We start from the raw sequence: 19,483 nt of genomic DNA, 5'->3' as shown, positions 1-19,483 counted from the left end.
CAAAGTCACAAATTTACCAGCGAAAGAAAGTAAGTTTGGAATATTTGCTCTAGGACAAGTTTTTAAGTGAGTGGTACCAAAGCGAACGAGAAAAAATTTAACTCAGCTCTTCATCGCACGGACACATTAAAAGAGGGAAAGACTATGAATATGCTTACATTCGATAAAACAGACATCCAAAAACAAAACAAGCCATTTATCGCTGAAGCTGTCTTTGCCGTAGAGACAATCAGTGCTAACCAGCAAAACGAGAAACAAGTTAAGTCTAAGCAACTGCTCGACCGCCTGTTCCCTCTAGAAAATGGCTCTCACAAAGATGTAACGGCTTACATGATTGATTACCGCCATGTTGTCGCTTACTTCAAAGATGGTTCGCACAGTGGCCTGAAAAACAACAAACACTTTGTCGCTTATACAGGGGAGAAAGAAGATCCGGCTTCGATTCTTTTCCGAGATGCAAGTGGCAGTCACTTAGAGGTGACTTTTGGTAACCACAAAGGAACAGGGTGCGTTGAGCTGATCGAAATTGCCGACATTCAATTAGAAACATGCACTATGTTTAGCCAACTGGAACAAACCGAAATGGCAGCTATGCGTCACTGGATCAGCTTGGTGAAAGGGGATGAAAAAGGGAAACCTAAAGCGTGTAGTGAAGATAAAGAGTACACAGCGAAAAGCGGTGAAGATTACAACCTAGATTACTGCTACAACGTGTAGATACAGTTCAACGAATAACAATAAGGCTTGTCTGAAGCTTGCCCACTCTTAATCGAGTGGGCTTTTTTTATGTAATTTGTATTGGTGGGATACAGATTATGCGGCCGGTAACACCATAGGAAAACCAAGGCTAGGGTGCTCAGAAACTATTGATTGGTAGCCATAGACTTGCTTGATTATCTCTGGAACTAGCGCCTGTTTCGGCGGAGCGTCACAAACAAGTTTGCCTTGGTGAAGGATCACCATTCTATCTGAATACTGAGCTGCAAGGTTTAAGTCATGCAGTACGACGACTACAGCAGTATTGTGCTTGTCAGCCATTTCCCGAGCGATTTGTAATGTATTGTGCTGGTGGGCCAAGTCTAGAGCTGAAGTGGGTTCATCGAGCATCAGAATTTTTTGGTCGCCGGACTGATCTAACTGGGTAAGTACTCTCGCCATGTGCAAGCGCTGTTTTTCACCACCGGAAAGTGACGGGTAAAGCCTATCCGATAAATGCGCGACGTCGGTAATCTGCATGTATTTTTGCGCTAACTTTGCGGTATCGGCATTGGATAGGTTGAGTGGAATAGCTCCGAGTTCCACAACTTCGCTGGCTAAGAAAGGAAAGCTCAAGCTGCTGTGCTGGGAGAGCATTCCCATATGCTTGGCGATTTGAGCGGCAGGCCACTCATGTTTAGTTTTGCCGAAGTATCGGATATCACAATGGGATTCTATCTCGCCGCACAGCAGTTTAAGCAGGGTACTTTTTCCTGCTCCGTTTGGGCCGAGTAATGTTGTGACTTCACCGGGGTAAAGTTCAATTGAGATATCGTCCAGAATCGTGCGCTTACCGTATTGAATCGAAAGACCTTTTCCGATGATCGCCGGCTGCCTATTATCAGTGGAACTGTTGCTATAAGCCGTATGGTCATGGGCAGCATTGTGGTGGAGATTGTCATCACGACTCATTATAGGATTTTCCCTTTTTGTTGGAACAGTAAGTAGAGGAAAAACGGTGCGCCAATGATTGCAGTCACAATCCCGACCGGTAGCTCAGCTGGCGCGACAGCTACGCGTGCAAACATGTCGGCACTGGTCAGCAGAATTGCGCCCATTAGTGCTGAAATTGGTAATAATTTTCGGTGATCTGGCCCAGCAAGCAGGCGACCTAAATGTGGGATGACAAGGCCAATGAAGCCGATCATTCCTGCAACGCTTACTGTTACGCCTACGCCAATAGCAGTGAGGAGAATGAGTTGTCGCTTAAGTTTTTGGACAGGAATACCTAGGTGGTTGGCTTCTGACTCGCCAAGCAAAAGTGCATTGAGTGCCATCGCTTTGCGGGAAAAAATCCAATATAGCAGTACCATGCTGGTCCCAGTCAACGCGATGCTCGACCAATTTGCACCTGCAAATGAGCCCATCGACCATAGGGTAAGGTCTCTTAGCATTTGGTCGTCAGCTTTGAAATTCAAATAGCCGATTCCAGCTCCAGATAACGCACTGATCGCAACCCCTGCTAACAGCATAATGGTAACGGAAGTACCGAACTTACTGGTTCCTAGTTTGTAGACCAAGACAGTTGTGATTGCGCCGCCCAAAAACGCGAATATAGGCACCGCAGCCAAATTCATAAATGCTGGAAACTGCTCACTGATGCTAGAAAAAAGCACGATAGCAATAGCTGCTCCGAGCGCAGCACCTGCCGAAACACCAATGATGCCTGGTTCTGCTAAAGGGTTTCTAAACAATCCCTGCATTACTGTGCCACACATAGCCAAAATTGCTCCGACGATGGCGCAAAGCAGAGTGCGAGGCAGGCGGATCTCATGGATCACCAAGTTAATATGTGGCGCGAGCTGATTGGAACGGTTGACCAAGCTCGACAAACTATCGAAAAAGCCAATATTCATAGGGCCAACAGTAATAGAGGCCACTGTCATAACCGACAGTAGGCCTGCAAATAGCGCTAGCGTAATGGAAAGTGGGAGACGTCTGAACAACATAGTAAGTGGTACTTTCTTTATGTTTTAGGCATTAGGCCTTATTTAGGTTTACGAGCAGAGACCTTTAAGGGTAAAGAAGCGCGTTAATGCGCTTGGCTTCGGCTAGGCTTTTCAAACCAAGACCACCGACTAAAGCGTGCCCGTCGACGGTGACAAACTGTTTATTCTGGCCGGCAGGAGTCGCCGCAAGCATTGGCATAGACTTCAAAATTGCGTCCGCACCACCGAGTTTCTTGTAGCTACGACCACTTACTAAAATCACGTCTGGTTGCATCTCTACCATTGATTCCATTGAAAGAGGTTTGTATGAATCGAGTTGAGCAGCGGCTGGGTTGGTTGCGCCAGCAAGCTCGATAATGGCATTCGGTGTAGTGTTGCTGCCAGCAACGTTTGCTGCGCGGCCTTCATGAATTAGTAGAAACAGTACTTTTTTAGCTGTGTTTGGTGCTGGTTGGTTGCCCTTAAGTGCAGCCACTTGTTCATTGACCGTCTGTTTGATTGCGCCGGCAGAGCTTTGGCTGTCAGTCAGTTCTGCAATTTGGTCGATGCGCTCAAGTAATCCAGGCACATTGGTTTTTGTGTTAACGATTTCTACATCGACTCCAGCTGACTTAAGTTGGCTGAGTGCGCTTGCTGGCCCCATTTCATCAGAACCGATGATCTTAGTAGGTGCCAACGCTAATAAGCCTTCTGCGGAGAGTCGACGGTGATAGCCGATTTTAGGCAAATCCGGGTTGCTTGGTACGATGCTAGTGACATCGGTCGCCACCAGTTTGCTTTCTTGGCCTAGTGCGATGACGAGTTCGGTAACGGCGCTTCCTGCACTGATGATACGTTGGCTTTCTTGCTCTGAAGCATTAACCGTGCTCACCGCCAACAAAGACAATAGGCTTGAGGTAAGGATGTTTTTTACCATCGATGTCTTTGCTTTTACTTGAACGTTAACTTGAGTTTTCATTGTTGAGTTATCCCTATCTAGTTCGCAATCGCTGACGAGCTATGCTTTTTTAACCTTGTTCTGTATCTAGATTTTATTAATTGGTGGAAAGCTTCCCGTTTATTGCGTCGGTTCTTCCGTGAGCAGTTGTGTCGCTTGAATGCCGTTATCCTGTAGGAAGGCGAGAAGTTTGACCAAGTGTTGTACATCGGTCGTTTTTTCTGCCCCAATTACGATGGGCCTTGGTTGAGACTTGTGTTGTTCCAAGAGCGCAATCGTGAAGTTTTCCCAATCGATATATTCTTTGCTGTCGATTGCCCAGTATGGCTCCTCAGCCAATATATTGATGGTAAGAGACTTGTTGTCGACCTCAGCAACTGACTGCGAGTCAGTTGTAGGCAGATTGACTTCTAAAGCATCAAGTTTCACTGCGGCTGTGAGTAATAGAAACACCATGACGATAAAGATGATGTCGAGCAGAGGAGTAAGATCGGGCATCACACTGAATGATTGCGGATCTTGTTTGGTTTTGATCATAAGGCCACCGACTGTGGCTGTTGTGGTGTGGCTTCGCTGGTAGCTGTTTCTTCTACGCTCACTTGGTTATCGTGGTTAAGCGTTATACCTTCTAGCCATAAGTTAACGTAGTTCAAGGTGTGCTCAAGCTTGGCCATGACTCTGTCTGCCCATAAGCCAAGTAATTGAGCACCAGCGATCGCTGGTAATGCGATAAGTAAGCCTGCCGCGGTTGTGCGCATTGCTAACCCTAAACCATCGGCAAGATCGTTGGGCGTAATGCTGCCCGTTGATGCTGCTACTCCTTTAAACATTTCAATCAGACCAAGCACGGTACCTAATAGTCCAATAAGCGGGCTAATCACACCAATAAGGGTTAATAGCCTTAAACCCGAATGCAATTGATGACGCTTTTCCTGTAGCCAGATGCCCGCTGCATCTTCTCGTAGAGTTTTGGCAAAAAAATGGTGAGCAAGCAACATAGCCACACCTTTGTACAATAGGGGACGCTTATTGGACAACTCGCTGGCCAGTTGCTCAATATCGTTACTGTTAGTTGGCGATATTTTTGTTAGCTCTTTGCGAATCGCGCTTTTACCTACACCGAGGCTAATGATGACCTGCAGCAAGCGTTCGGCGATGATCATGACCGTGAGTCCCGAACAGATGAGAAGAGGCCAAGTCATTAGGCCAAGTTGCTGCTGTAATTCTTGTATGTGTTCCATTATCAATCCAACTTAAAACGAACAGGGATTTGAACTCGGTGCGCCAACTTCTGGCCTCCCGAAATATGTGGAGAGAACTTCCACTGTTTAATTGCATCAAGTGCTGACTTATCCAGCATGGTGGTACCGGATGATGAGATCAGTACTTGTTTGATTTGATTTCCATCGGCATCCAGCCAAATTTCATACATCGCGACACCTTCAATACCACGTTTACGAGCGAGTCTTGGGTAACGAGGTTGAACTGGTCGAGATACAAAAGAAGGTTTATCGAGCAAAACTGGCTGGCTACTCGCGCCTTTGCTAGCAGCCGTTTTGGGTTGTTGAGTCTCTGGTTCTTTTTCAACAGGTTTCTTTTCTGTCTTAGGTTTCGGCTTTTGCTTTACGGTTTTTTGCTCAGTTTTTTTCGGTTTTGGTGGTGTCACGTTTTGCTTTACTGGCTCACGCTTGACTACTTTTTTAGCTTTTGACTTTTCTACGGGCTTAGCCTTAACTATTTTCTTTTCTACAGGTTTAGAGGCCTTTTTAGGAGGTGTTGGTTTTGGTTGCTCGACTTGTTTAGTCACTTCTTTTGGTTCAGGCACTGGCTCTGCAACCGGCGGAGGAACGGCGGCTGGCATCGACACAAAGTTAATCGACACCGAACTAGGTTCATTACCTGCGGGCATCGCAAAGACTTTTTGTTCTTCTACTACGAAGAGAAACGCGGCATGAAGCAACACTGACGCGCTTCCTGCGATGGTATACCTGAGGATGTTCACACCCAACTCCAACAACTCAATGACAAAATGAGCAATCTCATGATCGCGAAACCGATTATCAGTCAAAATGAAAATAAGATCAATTATCAATTGCATTATCATTAGCGTGGATTTAAGATCTTGCTCAGTTTTTCAGAATAGTATTCCAACCTTGCTGTAGTCAGGTGTTGAAGGAATTTATATGTATCTTGATATTAATCAATTTGATGAATCTATCTTGGCAGTAGATACACCCGATCCTCTTCGTTTCGCGTTCGCAAAAAAACACTCGGCTCACGCTGGTGGTATGTCTACGCCAGTCATGAAGGAGCAACAGGGTGAAGTGCTTAGTCGGTTGCTTACCACAGAAAAGAGCAAGTCAGATAAACGTTGCTTGTATGTACATGTTCCGTTTTGCCGAGTGCGCTGTACTTTTTGCAACTTCTTTCAAAACGCTGCCAGCCGCAAGTTGGTGGAAGACTATTTCGAAGCTCTGATGACAGAGCTTAAAGATAAAGCTAAACAGCCATGGACTCAGTCGGGTCTGTTTCATGCAGTGTATATCGGAGGTGGTACGCCTACTGACCTTAGCCCGGAACAGGTAGAGAGGTTAGGTAAAGCGATTCGTCAGTATTTCCCACTTTCAACTGATTGTGAGATTACGCTTGAAGGTCGAATCAACCGCTTCAGTGATGAAATGTATTATCGAGCACTTGAAGGTGGCTTCAATCGCTTTTCTTTTGGTATTCAAAGTTTTAATACCCAAGTTCGTCGCAGCGCTAAGCGCTTGGACGACAGAGAAGTTGTACTTGATCGAGTCGCAGATTTAAGCCGTATGGACCAAGCACCGATTATTTTGGATCTGCTATACGGATTGCCTTATCAAACGCTTGATGTGTTCGAACAAGATCTCAACGACTTCATGGTAACGGGGGCTCATGGGATAGATTTGTATCAGCTGGTAGTGGGTGGCTCTGCACCTATGCTTAACCTCGTTGAGAAAGGCAAGATCCCACCACCGGCTAATACGCCCGACAAAGCAGCAATGTATGAACTTGGTTCGAATTTCATGGCCAAACATCATATTAAGCAGTTGAGTGTTAACCACTGGGCAAGAGATAACCGTGAGCGCAGCCAATACAATAGCTTGGCGAAAACGTACGCAGAAGTGCTGCCAATTGGGTGTGGCGCTGGCGGTAACATTGGTGGCTACGGAATGATGCAACACCGATCGTTGGATACCTATATGCAAGCGATTAAGAGCGGTGATTCTGTCATCGCTATGATGACAAAACAGCACGCACTTGAACCGCTATTTGCTGCATTAAAATCTGGTTTTGATAGTGGTGTTGTGCGTAAAGCATTGCTGCCAGCGTTAGCTGGCGAAGACGCATTTGAGTTTTTCATGCCATTATTTAAACAGTGGCAGCAAAAAGGTCTCGCTGAGCTAGATAGCCAGTATTTGGTGCTTACGCTAGCGGGACAATTCTGGGCTGTGAGTTTGGCTCAGGCATGTATTCAAGTGCTGCAGCAAACAGATGTTGCAGCAAAGCATATTGACTCGATGGCGGTTTAGCCTAGTTGAATTTATAGAAACTAAAGCCTTGTAAGTATAAGTACTAAAAGGGTTGTATAGGGTACTGGAACAAAAATTATGGATACATTGAAACAGCAAGTTGCTCAATTGATGGAGCAAGAACCAAAACTTTTACCTGCGGCCATTGCAGAACGTTTGAACGTTTCTGAGTTTGAAGCTGTGGCAGCGCTACCTGATGAAATGGTTGCGCTTGCACCAGGTGAGCAAGCACAAGCGACGTTAGAGGGCTTGGTTGGTTTCGGTACGGTGACCACCATCGTCCACTCTTTTGGCTCTATCTTTGAAGTGAAAGCGCCGTTTCCCAAAGGAAAAGTGGCGCGCGGCTACTACAACCTGATGGGAAAAGAAGGTGAGTTGCACGGTCACCTGCTATTAGACAATGTGAAAAACATCGCTTTGGTCAGCAAACCATTCATGGGTCGAGAGAGTCATTACTTTGGTTTCTTTGATGAGCAAGGCAACAACATCTTTAAAATTTATTTGGGTCGAAACGAAAAACGCGAACTGATTCCACAGCAGGTTGAACGTTTCAAATCGATGCAAGCAGAACTAAAAAAATAACGATATTTGGAGAAAGTAAATGGACCAGCAAGTTAAACAAGAGCGACTTCAAGGACGACTAGGGCCGGAAATTAAAGAGTTTCGTCAAGAGCGTAAAACGATACAATTGGCGACTGTTGATGCTGAAGGCCGTCCAAATGTCAGCTATGCCCCTTTTGTACAAAATCAAGAAGGCTACTTCGTGTTGATTTCTCAGATTGCGCGTCATGCTCGCAACCTAGAAGTTAACCCACAAGTATCGCTAATGATGATTGAAGATGAAGACTCATCGAAACAGCTATTTGCACGTAAGCGTTTAACTTTTGATGCTGTCGCGACTGTGGTCGAGCGCAATACTGAACTTTGGCAACAAGTTGTTGCTCAAATGGAAGGTCGCTTTGGCGAGATCATTCAAGGGCTAAGTCAGCTCGAAGACTTTGTGCTGTTCAACCTCAAAGCAGACAGCGGTTTGTTTGTGAAAGGCTTCGGTCAAGCCTATCAGGTGTCTGGTGATGATCTGGTTGACTTTGTTCATCTACAAGAAGGCCATAAGAAAATATCTAACGGCTAATTAGCAATGAACACATAGTGTTATCGCAATCTAAGGGAGCTATACTGCTCCCTTTGTTTTTCTTAGGGACAAGTGTGTGAAACCAGTAAGCAAAGATCACGGCGAAATCTGCTATCCATTTATCTATGAAGACAGTCCAATCTGTGATTTTGAAATTGCCTCGGATGAGCTGTGTAGCCGAATTGGCTTAGTGTTGACCATGGAAATAGACCCACTGAGTCGTGATGTTCTTACTCGCTTACAGCCAAATATTTACCATTTGAACGGTTCTGTTCGCGGTAAGTTGGCAATCACCGAGGCTGAGCTCACCGAACTTTATTCTGATTACAATCGCCTCAGAGATAAGTTGTCCGGTGGTTTTAAGGGGTTTGTTTTACCCGGTGGCCATCGCATTGCTGCTGAGCTGCATTTGTGTCGTACGCAAGCCAAGAAAGTCGTGCGTGCGCTGGTTGCTATTGAACATGCAGGCAAGAAAAGCCCTGTACCGATTCTCTTTAGGTACGCGAACTTGGTCGCCAATGTCATGTATACGTTAGCCTCTTACACCAACTTCATCACCGACACTCAAGAAGTGGAATTTGTGAGTAAAAGCTACGCTATGCCTAAAACAAAATAAGGGCGCGTAAGCGCCCCATCTATTTATCCTCAATAAGCAAAGCCATTTCCTTATTAATTTTTAATAATTATTCTGGTTCTCCCGCATGGTCTAAACTCTAGATATACGTAGTGATTGGATAGTCTGATGATCCCAATGGCGCTGAGAGCAATACTGTATTGCTTCTTGATGATGTCGTGGCCGTCTGTTGCTATCGCTACTGAAGAGCAAAGTAAGGCAATAAAGACGGTGCCGGTAATTACCATCGGTGGGGCGATTGGTCCTGCTCTAGGCGATTATGTGACGAAAGAAATCACTCGTGCCAACCAACTAAGCCATGTCCCTGCGGTTGTCATTACGATTGATACACCCGGTGGGTTAGTCAGCAGCCTTCGGGATATCAACCAATCAATCTTGTCCTCGAGCATTCCTATTCTGTGTTTGGTGCACCCACAAGGCGCGCGAGCGGCCAGTGCGGGTACTTTCATTCTTTATGCTTGTCACATTGCTGCTATGTCCCCAGCGACTACGCTTGGGGCTGCGACGCCAGTTAGTATTGGCGGGTCTCCCCCAAACCAAACGGAGGAGCAAACCAACGAACCTAGCGCAATGGAGAAGAAAGTATTGAACGATTCTATCGCCTACATTCGCTCATTGGCTCAGCTAAGAGGGCGCAATGAAGAATGGGCAGAGGCCGCAGTGCGTGATGCCGCAACGTTATCTGCTCCAGAAGCATTAGAAAACAACGTGATTAATATGATCGCCGATTCACCTCAGCAATTACTCGAAAAGCTCAATGGTTTAACTATTCGGCTCGAAGATGAGGACGTTGTTTTGGATTTGTCGTCGGCTTTGCTAGAGCAACGTAAACCTGATTGGCGGAATCAATTTCTCGCCACAATAACTGACCCCAATATCGCGTATTTGTTGATGATTATTGGGGTATATGGCCTGTTGCTGGAATTTTATAGCCCAGGCTTTGGTGTTGCAGGGGTAGTAGGGGCAATCAGTTTGCTGATCGCGACCTACGCGTTTCAAATGCTGCCAGTCAATTACGTCGGTGTCGGTTTGATTCTGCTCGGTCTTGGGCTTTTGGTTGCTGAGTCCTTGGTACCGAGTTTTGGCATTTTAGGCTTCGGAGGTGTGATCGCATTTGTGCTTGGCTCGATCTTCTTAATAGACAGCGATATTCCAGAGTTGCGTGTCTCACTTCCTCTTATCTACTCCCTAGCGGTAACATCAGCTGCGTTCATGATATTCGTCCTTCGGCGGTTGTGGCAGTTGAGGCACTCGAGAGTGGTAAGTGGTGTCGAGAATTTGATTGGCTGTCATGCTGTGGTTGAGTTTACCTTCGATACTCAAGGTTATGTGTATATCGAAGGTGAGCGTTGGTCGGCGCACGGTGAGGGTTCCTATCACAAAGGTGAAGAAGTGATCGTTGAAGCGGTGGAAGGATTGACGCTTCAAATAAGGAAAAAAGAAGGAGGTTGATATGGTTGAGCAGTTGATTGCTAGCGGTATGCTTACCCCTGTTATTATCGTAGGGCTGATACTCTTGATAGCGTTCAGCTTGTTTCGTGTCTTAAGAGAGTATGAACGTGGGGTGATTTTCTTTTTGGGGCGCTTTCAATTAGTCAAAGGTCCGGGGCTAATTGTGGTTATTCCCATCATTCAACAGATCGTTAAAGTGGATATGCGAACGGTGGTGATGGATGTCCCGAGCCAAGATGTGATCAGTCGTGACAACGTCTCTGTCCGAGTGAATGCTGTGATTTATTTTCGGGTTGTGGATGCACAGAAAGCCATCATTAATGTAGAAGACTATCTGGCGGCGACATCCCAGCTAGCGCAGACCACACTCCGCTCAGTGCTTGGCCAGCATGAGCTGGATGAAATGTTGGCGAATCGAGAGATGCTCAACACCGACATACAAACTATCTTGGACGCACGCTCCGATGGTTGGGGAATTAAGGTCTCCGATGTGGAAATTAAGCATGTGGATTTGAACGAAAGCATGATTCGAGCGATTGCTAAACAGGCTGAAGCTGAACGTGCAAGGCGCGCGAAAGTGATTCATGCCTCTGGTGAAATGGAAGCGTCTGAGAAGCTCGTGGAAGCGGCGAACAAAATGGCGGCTGAGCCAAACGCAATGTTGCTTCGCTATTTACAGACGTTAACCGAAATCGCCGGAGAGAAAAGTTCGACGATAGCATTTCCACTACCAATGGAATTGATGGAAGGGCTATTTAAAGGCCGATCATCGAAAGGAAAATCAGATTAATACGAAAAGCAAAAAGCCCCTTGAAAGGGGCTTTTAATTTTAGTGTTTAGCTATGCATTTTCGCGATTACACGCCAGCTTCTTGGTAAAGACGGCGGCATGCGCGACCATCGCTGTGGAACAAGTGGCAACGATGCGCTGGGATACCAATCGCCAGTTTGTCACCGACTTCAACAGGCAATGTGTCTGGCTGACGGTAGATAACGTCTGCGTCTGCGCCTTCTAAGTTCAGGTAGACTTGAGTTTCGTTACCTAGCTTCTCAACAATCATTACTTCGCCTTCGATGGTTGCATCACCATCTTCCGCTGTCAGCAAGTGCTCTGGGCGTACACCCATCGACATGCGATCGCCACGGTTTACGGTGGTGCCATCAACTGGGATCCAGAAAGACGTACCGTTTGAAACTTGAACCTTAACGCGCTCAGATTCTACTTCGTCAATGAAAACACTCATGAAGTTCATCTTTGGTGAGCCAATGAAACCAGCTACGAAGCGGTTTTCTGGGTAATGGTAAAGCTCTAGAGGTTTACCAACTTGAGAGACAAAACCAGCATCAAGAACGACGATCTTGTCAGCCATGGTCATCGCTTCGACTTGGTCGTGAGTAACGTAAATCATGGTACAACCGAGTTTACGTTGTAGCTTAGTGATTTCTGAACGCATCTGAACACGAAGTGCAGCATCTAGGTTAGATAGTGGCTCATCCAGAAGGAAAACATTAGGTTGGGAAACCAAAGTACGACCAATTGCAACACGTTGACGTTGCCCGCCTGACAGCGCTTTAGGTTGGCGCTCTAGTAGGTGGCTTAACTGAAGAATTTCAGCCGCATGCTCAACACGCTTATCGATTTCGCCTTTGTCGGCTTTGGCAAGTTTAAGGCCGAAAGACATGTTGTCGTATAGGTTAAGGTGAGGGTAAAGAGCGTAAGACTGGAATACCATACCCACGCCACGCTTAGATGGTTCGACGTCGTTCATACGTTCGTCGCCAATGTATAGGTCGCCAGAAGTAATGTCTTCTAGGCCAGCAATACAACGAAGTAGTGTGGATTTACCACAGCCTGATGGACCGACGAAAACGACAAATTCGCCTTCTTTGATATCTAGGTCGACATTTTTCGAAATTAAAACATCGCCATACGCTTTGCATACATTTTTTAACGTGACACTCGCCATCTAGCTCGTCCTCGATCAAGATTTTTATAACTTACTGCTCATCATTATATGAATTAGGGTTTGAGCAATAACAGTAGGAATTCGGTAATTGTGCCGTCTAATATGCGGCTTGTTATCATTAGAGTAAGAAAAAAGGGTGATGAACTCAACGAAGTATATTGATGTTACATCACCCATCGAAGCCAACAGCTGGGTTACCTCCCCCGTACAAAGTCAGTGCCTCCCCCGTGCAAAAATAATTACTACGAACACATCATTTGTAACAGCAACCCATAGGCGGCTTGTAAGCCAGTGAGTTCTCAGAGAGTCATTTCTAAAGAGAACAACTGGAAAGGGTTCTTACTATCCACTCTTGGATGACTGTAGTTTCGCGATTTCGTCTAGTAGCTGCATCCTCCTAATCTCACTTTTTGTAGGGGGAGTAGGAGGGGAGGAGGGCGTATAGGGATGAAAAGGCATAGAGAGATCGACTTCAAATAAATTCGCTCATATAGATTGAATTCGATCACATTAATCTCGGTTTTTGTGATTCTGGTCGCCAACCTGAAACGTGTCGGATCACGAAAATAAGCCATAATAGCAAGGGCGTAGGGAGTAGGAGGATGAGTCTTATTGATTTTTCTCTGAATATAGATGGCGAAATACGGCGAAACCTCTATTTGGTTTACCCTACAACACAAATATAAAAAGGATATGAACATGAAAAATGCCCTAAGCACAGTAGCGCTAAGTACTCTAGTTGCTCTTGGCTCTTTTGGTGCGAATGCTGCTATCGAAGAAGGTCAATTAACCATTTGGATTAACGGTGACAAAGGCTACAACGGACTTGCTGAAGTAGGTAAACAGTTCGAAGAAGAAACAGGTATCAAGGTAACTGTTGCTCACCCAGATGGCCTACAAGATCGCTTCCCACAAGTTGCGGCTACTGGTGACGGTCCTGATATTGTGTTTTGGGCACACGACCGTTTTGGTGGCTACGCAGAAGCGGGTCTACTAACGGAAGTTAAACCATCTAAAGAAATTAAAGAAGGCATCGTAGATTTCGCGTGGGACGCGGTTAAATACGATGGTAAGCTAATCGGCTACCCAATCGCTGTAGAATCTCTATCTCTTATCTATAACAAAGACTTAGTTCCTACACCGCCTAAGAGCTGGGAAGAAGTTGCAGCTATCGATGCAAAACTTAAGAAAGACGGTAAATCTGCAATTATGTGGAACCTAAAAGAACCGTACTTCACATGGCCACTAATGGCTGCAGACGGCGGTTACGCATTTAAGTACGGTGCTGAAGGTTACGACGTGAAAGATGCGGGTATCGCTAACAACGGCGTAAAAGATGCAATGAACTTCGTTAAAGGTCTAGTAGACCAAGGCGTAATCTCTGCGGATATGGATTACTCAGTGTCTGAGTCTGCCTTCAACCAAGGTAAGACTGCGATGACTATCAACGGCCCATGGGCTTGGGGTAACATCGAAACATCGGGCATCAACTACGGTGTAACAACGCTTCCTAAGTTCAATGGTCAATCTTCTAAGCCATTCGTTGGTGTACTAACAGCGGGTATCAGCACAGCTTCTCCAAACAAAGACCTAGCGGTTGAGTTTATCGAGAACTACCTACTGACAAACGATGGTCTACGTAAAGTAAACGACGACAAGCCACTAGGCGCTGTTGCTCTAAACTCGTTCCAACGTGAGCTAGATTCAGACAAGCGCATCGCAGCGACAATGGACAACGCGATGAACGGCGAAATCATGCCAAATATCCCACAAATGAACGCTTTCTGGGGTAGCGCGAAGAGCGCAATCATCAACATCGTTGATGGCCGCCAATCAGTAGACGCTGCACTAGCGGATGCTGAGAAGCAAATGACTAAATAATCTTAAGTAGTACCCTTTTAAGGAGGGGGTAACCCCTCCTTCATTTCATTTTTTATTCTATATTTATCGCTAGCAGGTTCCTCTATGCAGTCAATTCAAGGTACCGATGCAATGACATCACCAACAACGAATTTACCGGCAAGCAAGAGTGTATTCATTAAATGGGCTCTTTTAGGTTCAGTGGGAATCATTAATGGTTATGCGACCATTCTGATGTATTCTCGCGGTGAGATGGCGTTTGCGCTGCTTACCGTTATTCTTACGGCACTGGCCCTCTATATTTTCGGCAGTAAAAAGACCTACGCACATCGCTATATCTACCCAGGTATTGCGGGCATGATTTTGTTCATCCTTTTCCCACTTGCGTACACCATTGGTCTTGCATTCACTAACTACAGCGCTAAAAACCAACTTTCTTTTGAGCGCGCTCAGTCGGTACTGATGGATCGCACTTATCAAAGTGGTGATAGCTACCCGTTTACACTCTATAAAACAGAAGATGGCCACAGAATTGCCGTTAAGTCTGGCGAGACACTGTTAGCAACAGACACGTTTAATTTGGCATCGATTGCGTCGGCGGAAATGGAACTCACTCCAGTAGACTCTGTTGCAGGCGATAAAGAAAAAATCAAAACCATCATCCAAAATCGCTCTAACCTGAATACGCTTGATCTCAACATGCCATCAGGCGAAGAAATTCGTATGAGTGGTTTGCGTAAGTTTGCTGCGGTCGTTCCTCTGTACACTCTTCAGGAAGACGGTGAATCGCTACTGAACAATGAAACAGGCGAGACGCTACGTCCAAACCTAGACAAAGGTTTCTACCAGCCTGTAGATGAGAATGGACAGTTCGTCGGCTCTACTGTTTCTCCAGGCTTCGTCGTGGGTATCGGTACTCACAACTTTGAACGAGTTTGGAAAGACGATGGTATTAAAGAACCATTCATCAGTATCTTCTTCTGGACACTACTGTTCTCGGCAATCAGCGTGGCATTAACCGTGATTATCGGTCTAGTCCTTGCGAGTGTGGTTCAGTGGGAGGAGCTGAAAGGCCGTGCTGTATATCGCGTACTGCTGATCCTGCCTTACGCCGTTCCAGCGTTCATCTCGATTCTTATTTTCAAAGGTTTGTTCAACCAAAGCTTTGGTGAAGTCAACATGGTACTTGAAGGCCTGTTTGGCATTAGCCCAGCGTGGTTCTCAGACCCATTCCTTGCCAAGTTAATGATCATCATCGTTAATACGTGGTTAGGTTTCCCATACATGATGATTTTATGTATGGGCCTATTGAAAGCTATCCCAGAAGATTTATACGAAGCGTCGGCTATCGATGGTGCAAACTTCATTGATAACTTCCGCAAGATCACTATGCCATTGATGATAAAACCGCTAACACCGCTATTGATTGCTAGTTTCGCGTTTAACTTCAATAACTTTGTGCTTATTCAGCTATTGACTCAAGGTGGTCCGAATATGATTGGTACGTCTGAGCCTGCTGGTTACACAGACTTACTGGTTAACTACACCTACCGTATTGCATTCGAAGGTGCAGGTGGTCAAGACTTCGGTCTAGCAAGTGCAGTTGCAACGCTTATCTTCCTATTGGTTGGCGCTCTCGCACTACTCAACTTACGCGTGACTAAAGTAGCTCAGGATTAAGGAGACATAACATGGCAATGGTACAAGGTAAGTCATTAAAATACCGTGTTTGGGCTACTCACATCGCAATGTGGGCGTTCCTAGCGCTGATTATCTTCCCACTATTGATGATCATTGCGATCTCGTTTCGTGAAGGTAACTTCGCTACGGGTAGCATCATCCCAGAGAACCCATCATTGGATCACTGGAAACTGGCATTGGGCATTTCGGTCACTAATGCTGATGGTTCGGTAACACCACCACCGTTCCCTGTTCTGACTTGGCTGTGGAACTCAGTGAAAGTTGCGGGTATCTCATCGATTCTGATTGTGGCGCTTTCTACGACATCGGCTTACGCGTTTGCACGTATGCGCTTCAAGGGTAAGAACACCATCTTAAAAGCGATGATGATCTTCCAGATGTTCCCTGCAGTGTTGGCTTTGGTGGCGATTTATGCGTTGTTTGACAAGTTAGGCCAATACATTCCGTTCCTAGGTTTGAACACTCACGGCGGCCTAATCTTTTCGTACTTGGGTGGTATCGCTCTACACGTATGGACGATTAAAGGTTACTTTGAAACGATTGATAATTCGCTAGAAGAAGCAGCTGCACTGGATGGTGCGACACCGTGGCAGGCGTTTAGATTAGTACTGCTACCACTTTCAGTGCCTATTTTAGCAGTAGTGTTTATCTTGTCATTTATCATGGTAGTGGGCGAGGTTCCTGTAGCATCTTTACTACTTTCTGATGTAAACTCATATACATTAGCGGTTGGTATGCAGCAGTACCTCTACCCTCAGAACTATCTATGGGGTGATTTCGCAGCTGCAGCAGTATTGTCTGCACTACCTATCACTATCGTATTTTTACTTGCGCAGCGTTGGCTTGTCGGAGGACTTACCGCCGGCGGTGTGAAAGGATAATAACGATAAGGGGCGACCGTAAAGGTCGCCCCATTTTGTTCTCAGCTTAACACTTTTGGTTTGGCCGCCGACTCGTTAAGCGTGAGTGCAGATCTGGCGTTACGCATAGCTGGCTGTTAGCTAGATTCCTTACTAATTTCCACTACTAACAGTTTTTGTAACCAAAACCCGAGCTTAGCTTGGGTTTTTTTATGTCTGTTAGGTAACGCTGTTCAGTATAAGCCGTGCGGTAAAACAGCATAGTGGGTAAAAATGGCTGTGCGACGAGGTGTTGAAAGGAATATGCAACCGACATCTCTGTTACATAAAACTGCGAGGTTTATATAAAATTGGCAGGGGAAATAACGGGTTAGAACTCTCGGCTAGAGGGTGCAACGCCAAGATACTGAAGTAATACATAGATACTTTCTTGCTGCAGGGCTACCTTACGGAATAGATCCGCGAACGTATCGTCTCCACCAAAACAGGTACGGATATAGTGATTGATCTCACTATCGTTATAACCTTCAACATACATAGTGCGCACCCACTGATACTCTACTGCTTTTAAATTGTTAATCGTGGCTTCACTTAAGGTGGTTTTTTCCAGACCCAAACTGATCTCCTTTCTCTTTCTTTGAAGGCTCTTATCCGCTAAACGTGGCAAGTCCACGTTGGTGTGCCGAATTAAAGCAAATGAAGATGAAAGAAAAATGACAATCGCTGCCGTGTAGCGTCAGGATGAATTATCTACCCGTGTTGGAAGAGAAGAGATAAACGGTAACAAGAGCTCAGATGAAACATACTGAGAGCCCTTAAGGGACAAATGACCGTAATCCCAAACGATAGGTGTATTCTCAGTATCGATTTTGGCTAAGCAGCCGGTCTGTTTGTCGCACAGAGAGTCGATCAGAGATAAATAGTGCAACTCCTTATCTGTTTGGTAACGCACACTGAGAGCCAGATTTGTTGCTTCGATATCACTCGCCAAAGTTTCGTAAGGGATATGTACCGTTGAACGGTCAAAATACTCGCCTTTTGCAAGTATTCTAGGCAGGCTAGGGCGCCATTGGGGCGTAGGGCCAACCAGCACGACCTCTTGTACCCCTAGAGCTTTAATCGCTTTTGCCAGTTGAGTGAAATCACTTTGTTCGTGAAAGTTGGCCTGTGCTAATACCACGACTTCTGGTTGATATCGCTTTATGAAATTAAGAGCAAATTGATTCGAGGCTTTACACGCTGCGAATTTAGTTCCTTTTAATGCAGAGTTTGCAGCTGCATTTAGGCTCGGTCGGCAAGAAGAAGTGGCTATTTGCAATAGGTTTAGGTCACTCGGTATGTGTCTCAAACCGTATGATATAGCCTGAGCATGAGAATCTCCCCAAAGTAGAACGTTGACTTTTCGGTCGCTAAAATCCGTGCAGTAGCTGGCCAATGATGTTCTGACTCTGTTTGGAGTGCTTTTGTAGTCGAAGAAATTGCATTCGTGACTGTAGGAAAGATATATCTTCTCTCGATAATCATGCGAGGCATAGCGATTAAGGAACTGGCTTTGAGCACTAGTAGAAACGACACGGATATCTGTTGTTATGCCTTTTTGATCCCATACAACAAAGCAGAGAACAAGGGCTGTGCTAAATATGAAGGTCGGTTTGGAAAATAATTGTCGCGTCCATTTGAGATCTTGGTGTTTTCTAAACCTACTTTCTACCAAGGTATAGCTCATGAACCCTAGTAGCACAGATAAAACAATACCGACGGGTATATACCAAGTTGTAGAGACATGTTCTTTGAGTAGTACTGCGATTGACCAATGCCATAGGTAAATAGAGTAAGAGCAAAGCCCAAGGTTTTGGAACAATCGATTGTTTGAAAACCAGTTGTTTTGGATATTCGCCGCGATAACCAGTGCCGTCCCGATTACAGGAAGTAGAGTGAAGTAGGAAGGCCATAGAGTCTCTTTACCTACTAGCAGATAGCTGGCAGCTATCATACACAGACCTACATAAAACAAGCTGTGCTGCTTGTACTTTGAGAGTGCAATTGGGAAGAGGAAAACAATACCCCCCGCTAGCATTTCCCATGCGCGAGTGGGCAATAAAAAATAGCTAGGTGTTGGCCACTTTGCAGAAGCGACAACACTCAAGGCGAAGCTTGAAATAGCAGCAAAAACTAGAAACCATTTAAAGGTTTTGATGGATAGGAAACGCAGAGCCAAGACAACAATGATTGGGTATATAACGTAGAATTGCCATTCGACAGATAAAGACCAAGTATGAAGTAATGCGTTGTATTGTGAGCCAGGGTCGAAATACCCCGAGTTACGCCAGTAAGTAAAATTAGAGGTAAACAGAAGGCTATTAAAAGCGTTTTTTCCTAGGTCGCGGTATTCAACGGGAATCAACATGAACCAGCCATAAATCATCAGGAATATGCAAAGTACGGCTAGGGCTGGAATAATTCTTAGGGCTCGAGAGTGATAAAATCCCAGCAATGAAAATCGTTCTGATTGGTATGCGGTAACGATAATGCTGGTCATCAAGTAGCCAGAGATAACAAAAAAGACATCAACACCAGCAAACCCACCTGAAAGAACGGGTGCATTGAAGTGAAACAGTACAACAGCGATAACGGCTATCGCGCGGAGGCTGTTTAGATCGTTTCTAAATGTCATCTGTG

At 45.5% G+C, this 19,483-nt stretch carries 19 protein-coding genes; 10 read left to right on the top strand and 9 right to left on the bottom strand.

What is annotated here, in order from left to right; translation table 11 throughout:
• The first annotated feature begins 144 nt into the window (after positions 1-144).
• Positions 145-717 carry an aldolase/citrate lyase/malate synthase family protein gene (locus tag J4N42_RS20820; RefSeq protein WP_252031936.1) on the top strand — a complete coding sequence of 191 codons (573 nt, stop codon included), beginning with the start codon at positions 145-147 and terminating at the stop codon, positions 715-717.
• A 96-nt stretch (positions 718-813) separates the two neighbouring features.
• Here the strand turns inward: J4N42_RS20820 and J4N42_RS20815 are convergent, their stop codons facing one another.
• The 6 genes from J4N42_RS20815 to J4N42_RS20790 all read right to left on the bottom strand — a co-directional run bounded on the left by J4N42_RS20815 (position 814) and on the right by J4N42_RS20790 (position 5,644).
• On the bottom strand, positions 814-1,668 hold the full coding sequence (locus tag J4N42_RS20815) for a heme ABC transporter ATP-binding protein (protein WP_252031934.1): 855 nt from the start codon (positions 1,666-1,668) through the stop codon (positions 814-816).
• A complete protein-coding gene (locus J4N42_RS20810; protein WP_252031931.1) occupies positions 1,668-2,705 on the bottom strand; it encodes a FecCD family ABC transporter permease in 1,038 nt (345 codons plus the stop codon). The genes J4N42_RS20815 and J4N42_RS20810 overlap by 1 nt, the downstream gene beginning before the upstream one ends.
• Before the next feature lie 64 nt (positions 2,706-2,769).
• Positions 2,770-3,663, bottom strand: coding sequence for a heme/hemin ABC transporter substrate-binding protein (locus J4N42_RS20805; RefSeq protein ID WP_252031928.1), 894 nt, complete (start codon positions 3,661-3,663; stop codon positions 2,770-2,772).
• 99 nt (positions 3,664-3,762) lie between these two features.
• Complete coding sequence (locus J4N42_RS20800) at positions 3,763-4,179, bottom strand: ExbD/TolR family protein (RefSeq protein WP_252031926.1); 417 nt, start codon at positions 4,177-4,179, stop codon at positions 3,763-3,765.
• The gene (locus J4N42_RS20795; protein ID WP_252031924.1) at positions 4,176-4,883 is read right to left on the bottom strand and encodes a MotA/TolQ/ExbB proton channel family protein; all 708 of its coding nucleotides are present in this window, start codon (positions 4,881-4,883) and stop codon (positions 4,176-4,178) included. The genes J4N42_RS20800 and J4N42_RS20795 overlap by 4 nt, the downstream gene beginning before the upstream one ends.
• Before the next feature lie 2 nt (positions 4,884-4,885).
• Positions 4,886-5,644: an energy transducer TonB gene (locus J4N42_RS20790; RefSeq protein WP_252034120.1), complete on the bottom strand. Its 759-nt coding sequence runs from the start codon at positions 5,642-5,644 to the stop codon at positions 4,886-4,888.
• Between the two features lie 181 nt (positions 5,645-5,825).
• On the opposite strand from J4N42_RS20790, the gene hutW reads away from it, so the two are divergent.
• From hutW to J4N42_RS20760, 6 genes are all read left to right on the top strand, one after another.
• Positions 5,826-7,199 carry a heme anaerobic degradation radical SAM methyltransferase ChuW/HutW gene (gene hutW / locus J4N42_RS20785; RefSeq protein WP_252031921.1) on the top strand — a complete coding sequence of 458 codons (1,374 nt, stop codon included), beginning with the start codon at positions 5,826-5,828 and terminating at the stop codon, positions 7,197-7,199.
• 78 nt (positions 7,200-7,277) lie between these two features.
• Positions 7,278-7,781, top strand: coding sequence for a heme utilization cystosolic carrier protein HutX (hutX, locus tag J4N42_RS20780; RefSeq protein WP_252031917.1), 504 nt, complete (start codon positions 7,278-7,280; stop codon positions 7,779-7,781).
• A gap of 19 nt (positions 7,782-7,800) precedes the next feature.
• A complete protein-coding gene (gene hutZ / locus J4N42_RS20775; RefSeq protein ID WP_252031914.1) occupies positions 7,801-8,331 on the top strand; it encodes a heme utilization protein HutZ in 531 nt (176 codons plus the stop codon).
• 76 nt (positions 8,332-8,407) lie between these two features.
• Entirely contained in the window at positions 8,408-8,947 is a 540-nt protein-coding gene (locus J4N42_RS20770; protein ID WP_252031911.1) for an ATP:cob(I)alamin adenosyltransferase, read from the top strand.
• A gap of 126 nt (positions 8,948-9,073) precedes the next feature.
• Positions 9,074-10,417 carry an NfeD family protein gene (locus J4N42_RS20765; protein ID WP_503034936.1) on the top strand — a complete coding sequence of 448 codons (1,344 nt, stop codon included), beginning with the start codon at positions 9,074-9,076 and terminating at the stop codon, positions 10,415-10,417.
• Position 10,418: 1 nt separating this feature from the next.
• On the top strand, positions 10,419-11,207 hold the full coding sequence (locus tag J4N42_RS20760) for a slipin family protein (protein WP_252031908.1): 789 nt from the start codon (positions 10,419-10,421) through the stop codon (positions 11,205-11,207).
• Positions 11,208-11,273: 66 nt separating this feature from the next.
• On the opposite strand, the gene malK is transcribed toward J4N42_RS20760, so the two are convergent.
• Positions 11,274-12,383, bottom strand: coding sequence for a maltose/maltodextrin ABC transporter ATP-binding protein MalK (malK, locus tag J4N42_RS20755; protein WP_252031905.1), 1,110 nt, complete (start codon positions 12,381-12,383; stop codon positions 11,274-11,276).
• A gap of 699 nt (positions 12,384-13,082) precedes the next feature.
• On the opposite strand from malK, the gene malE reads away from it, so the two are divergent.
• The 3 genes from malE to malG all read left to right on the top strand — a co-directional run bounded on the left by malE (position 13,083) and on the right by malG (position 16,825).
• Complete coding sequence (gene malE, locus J4N42_RS20750) at positions 13,083-14,264, top strand: maltose/maltodextrin ABC transporter substrate-binding protein MalE (protein WP_252031902.1); 1,182 nt, start codon at positions 13,083-13,085, stop codon at positions 14,262-14,264.
• Positions 14,265-14,348: 84 nt separating this feature from the next.
• Positions 14,349-15,923, top strand: a complete 1,575-nt coding sequence (gene malF, locus J4N42_RS20745; protein ID WP_252031899.1) for a maltose ABC transporter permease MalF — start codon at positions 14,349-14,351, stop codon at positions 15,921-15,923.
• 11 nt (positions 15,924-15,934) lie between these two features.
• Entirely contained in the window at positions 15,935-16,825 is an 891-nt protein-coding gene (malG, locus tag J4N42_RS20740; protein WP_252031896.1) for a maltose ABC transporter permease MalG, read from the top strand.
• A 349-nt stretch (positions 16,826-17,174) separates the two neighbouring features.
• Here the strand turns inward: malG and J4N42_RS20735 are convergent, their stop codons facing one another.
• Together J4N42_RS20735 and J4N42_RS20730 are read right to left on the bottom strand one after the other, a co-directional pair.
• Positions 17,175-17,420, bottom strand: coding sequence for a hypothetical protein (locus tag J4N42_RS20735; protein ID WP_252031893.1), 246 nt, complete (start codon positions 17,418-17,420; stop codon positions 17,175-17,177).
• A gap of 120 nt (positions 17,421-17,540) precedes the next feature.
• Positions 17,541-19,478 (bottom strand): acyltransferase family protein, encoded by a 1,938-nt coding sequence (locus J4N42_RS20730; protein ID WP_252031890.1) that lies wholly within the window; start codon positions 19,476-19,478, stop codon positions 17,541-17,543.
• Positions 19,479-19,483 lie beyond the last annotated feature (5 nt).

This window comes from Vibrio sp. SCSIO 43135, from assembly GCF_023716665.1.
GTDB lineage: Bacteria > Pseudomonadota > Gammaproteobacteria > Enterobacterales > Vibrionaceae > Vibrio > Vibrio paucivorans.
Note: the sequence above shows the minus strand (reverse complement) of the source record. Positions and strands in the feature narration are given on the sequence as shown.

What these genes read in the sequence shown, in the direction of transcription:
- J4N42_RS20815 (WP_252031934.1), bottom strand. Translation starts at nt 1,668, where the DNA reads ATGAGTCGTGATGACAATCTCCACCACAATGCTGCCCATGACCATACG.
- malE (WP_252031902.1), top strand. Translation starts at nt 13,083, where the DNA reads ATGAAAAATGCCCTAAGCACAGTAGCGCTAAGTACTCTAGTTGCTCTT.
- hutW (WP_252031921.1), top strand. Translation starts at nt 5,826, where the DNA reads ATGTATCTTGATATTAATCAATTTGATGAATCTATCTTGGCAGTAGAT.
- malG (WP_252031896.1), top strand. Translation starts at nt 15,935, where the DNA reads ATGGCAATGGTACAAGGTAAGTCATTAAAATACCGTGTTTGGGCTACT.
- J4N42_RS20765 (WP_503034936.1), top strand. Translation starts at nt 9,074, where the DNA reads ATGATCCCAATGGCGCTGAGAGCAATACTGTATTGCTTCTTGATGATG.
- hutX (WP_252031917.1), top strand. Translation starts at nt 7,278, where the DNA reads ATGGATACATTGAAACAGCAAGTTGCTCAATTGATGGAGCAAGAACCA.
- malK (WP_252031905.1), bottom strand. Translation starts at nt 12,383, where the DNA reads ATGGCGAGTGTCACGTTAAAAAATGTATGCAAAGCGTATGGCGATGTT.
- malF (WP_252031899.1), top strand. Translation starts at nt 14,349, where the DNA reads ATGCAGTCAATTCAAGGTACCGATGCAATGACATCACCAACAACGAAT.
- J4N42_RS20730 (WP_252031890.1), bottom strand. Translation starts at nt 19,478, where the DNA reads ATGACATTTAGAAACGATCTAAACAGCCTCCGCGCGATAGCCGTTATC.
- J4N42_RS20760 (WP_252031908.1), top strand. Translation starts at nt 10,419, where the DNA reads ATGGTTGAGCAGTTGATTGCTAGCGGTATGCTTACCCCTGTTATTATC.
- J4N42_RS20820 (WP_252031936.1), top strand. Translation starts at nt 145, where the DNA reads ATGAATATGCTTACATTCGATAAAACAGACATCCAAAAACAAAACAAG.
- J4N42_RS20810 (WP_252031931.1), bottom strand. Translation starts at nt 2,705, where the DNA reads ATGTTGTTCAGACGTCTCCCACTTTCCATTACGCTAGCGCTATTTGCA.
- J4N42_RS20805 (WP_252031928.1), bottom strand. Translation starts at nt 3,663, where the DNA reads ATGAAAACTCAAGTTAACGTTCAAGTAAAAGCAAAGACATCGATGGTA.
- hutZ (WP_252031914.1), top strand. Translation starts at nt 7,801, where the DNA reads ATGGACCAGCAAGTTAAACAAGAGCGACTTCAAGGACGACTAGGGCCG.
- J4N42_RS20795 (WP_252031924.1), bottom strand. Translation starts at nt 4,883, where the DNA reads ATGGAACACATACAAGAATTACAGCAGCAACTTGGCCTAATGACTTGG.
- J4N42_RS20800 (WP_252031926.1), bottom strand. Translation starts at nt 4,179, where the DNA reads ATGATCAAAACCAAACAAGATCCGCAATCATTCAGTGTGATGCCCGAT.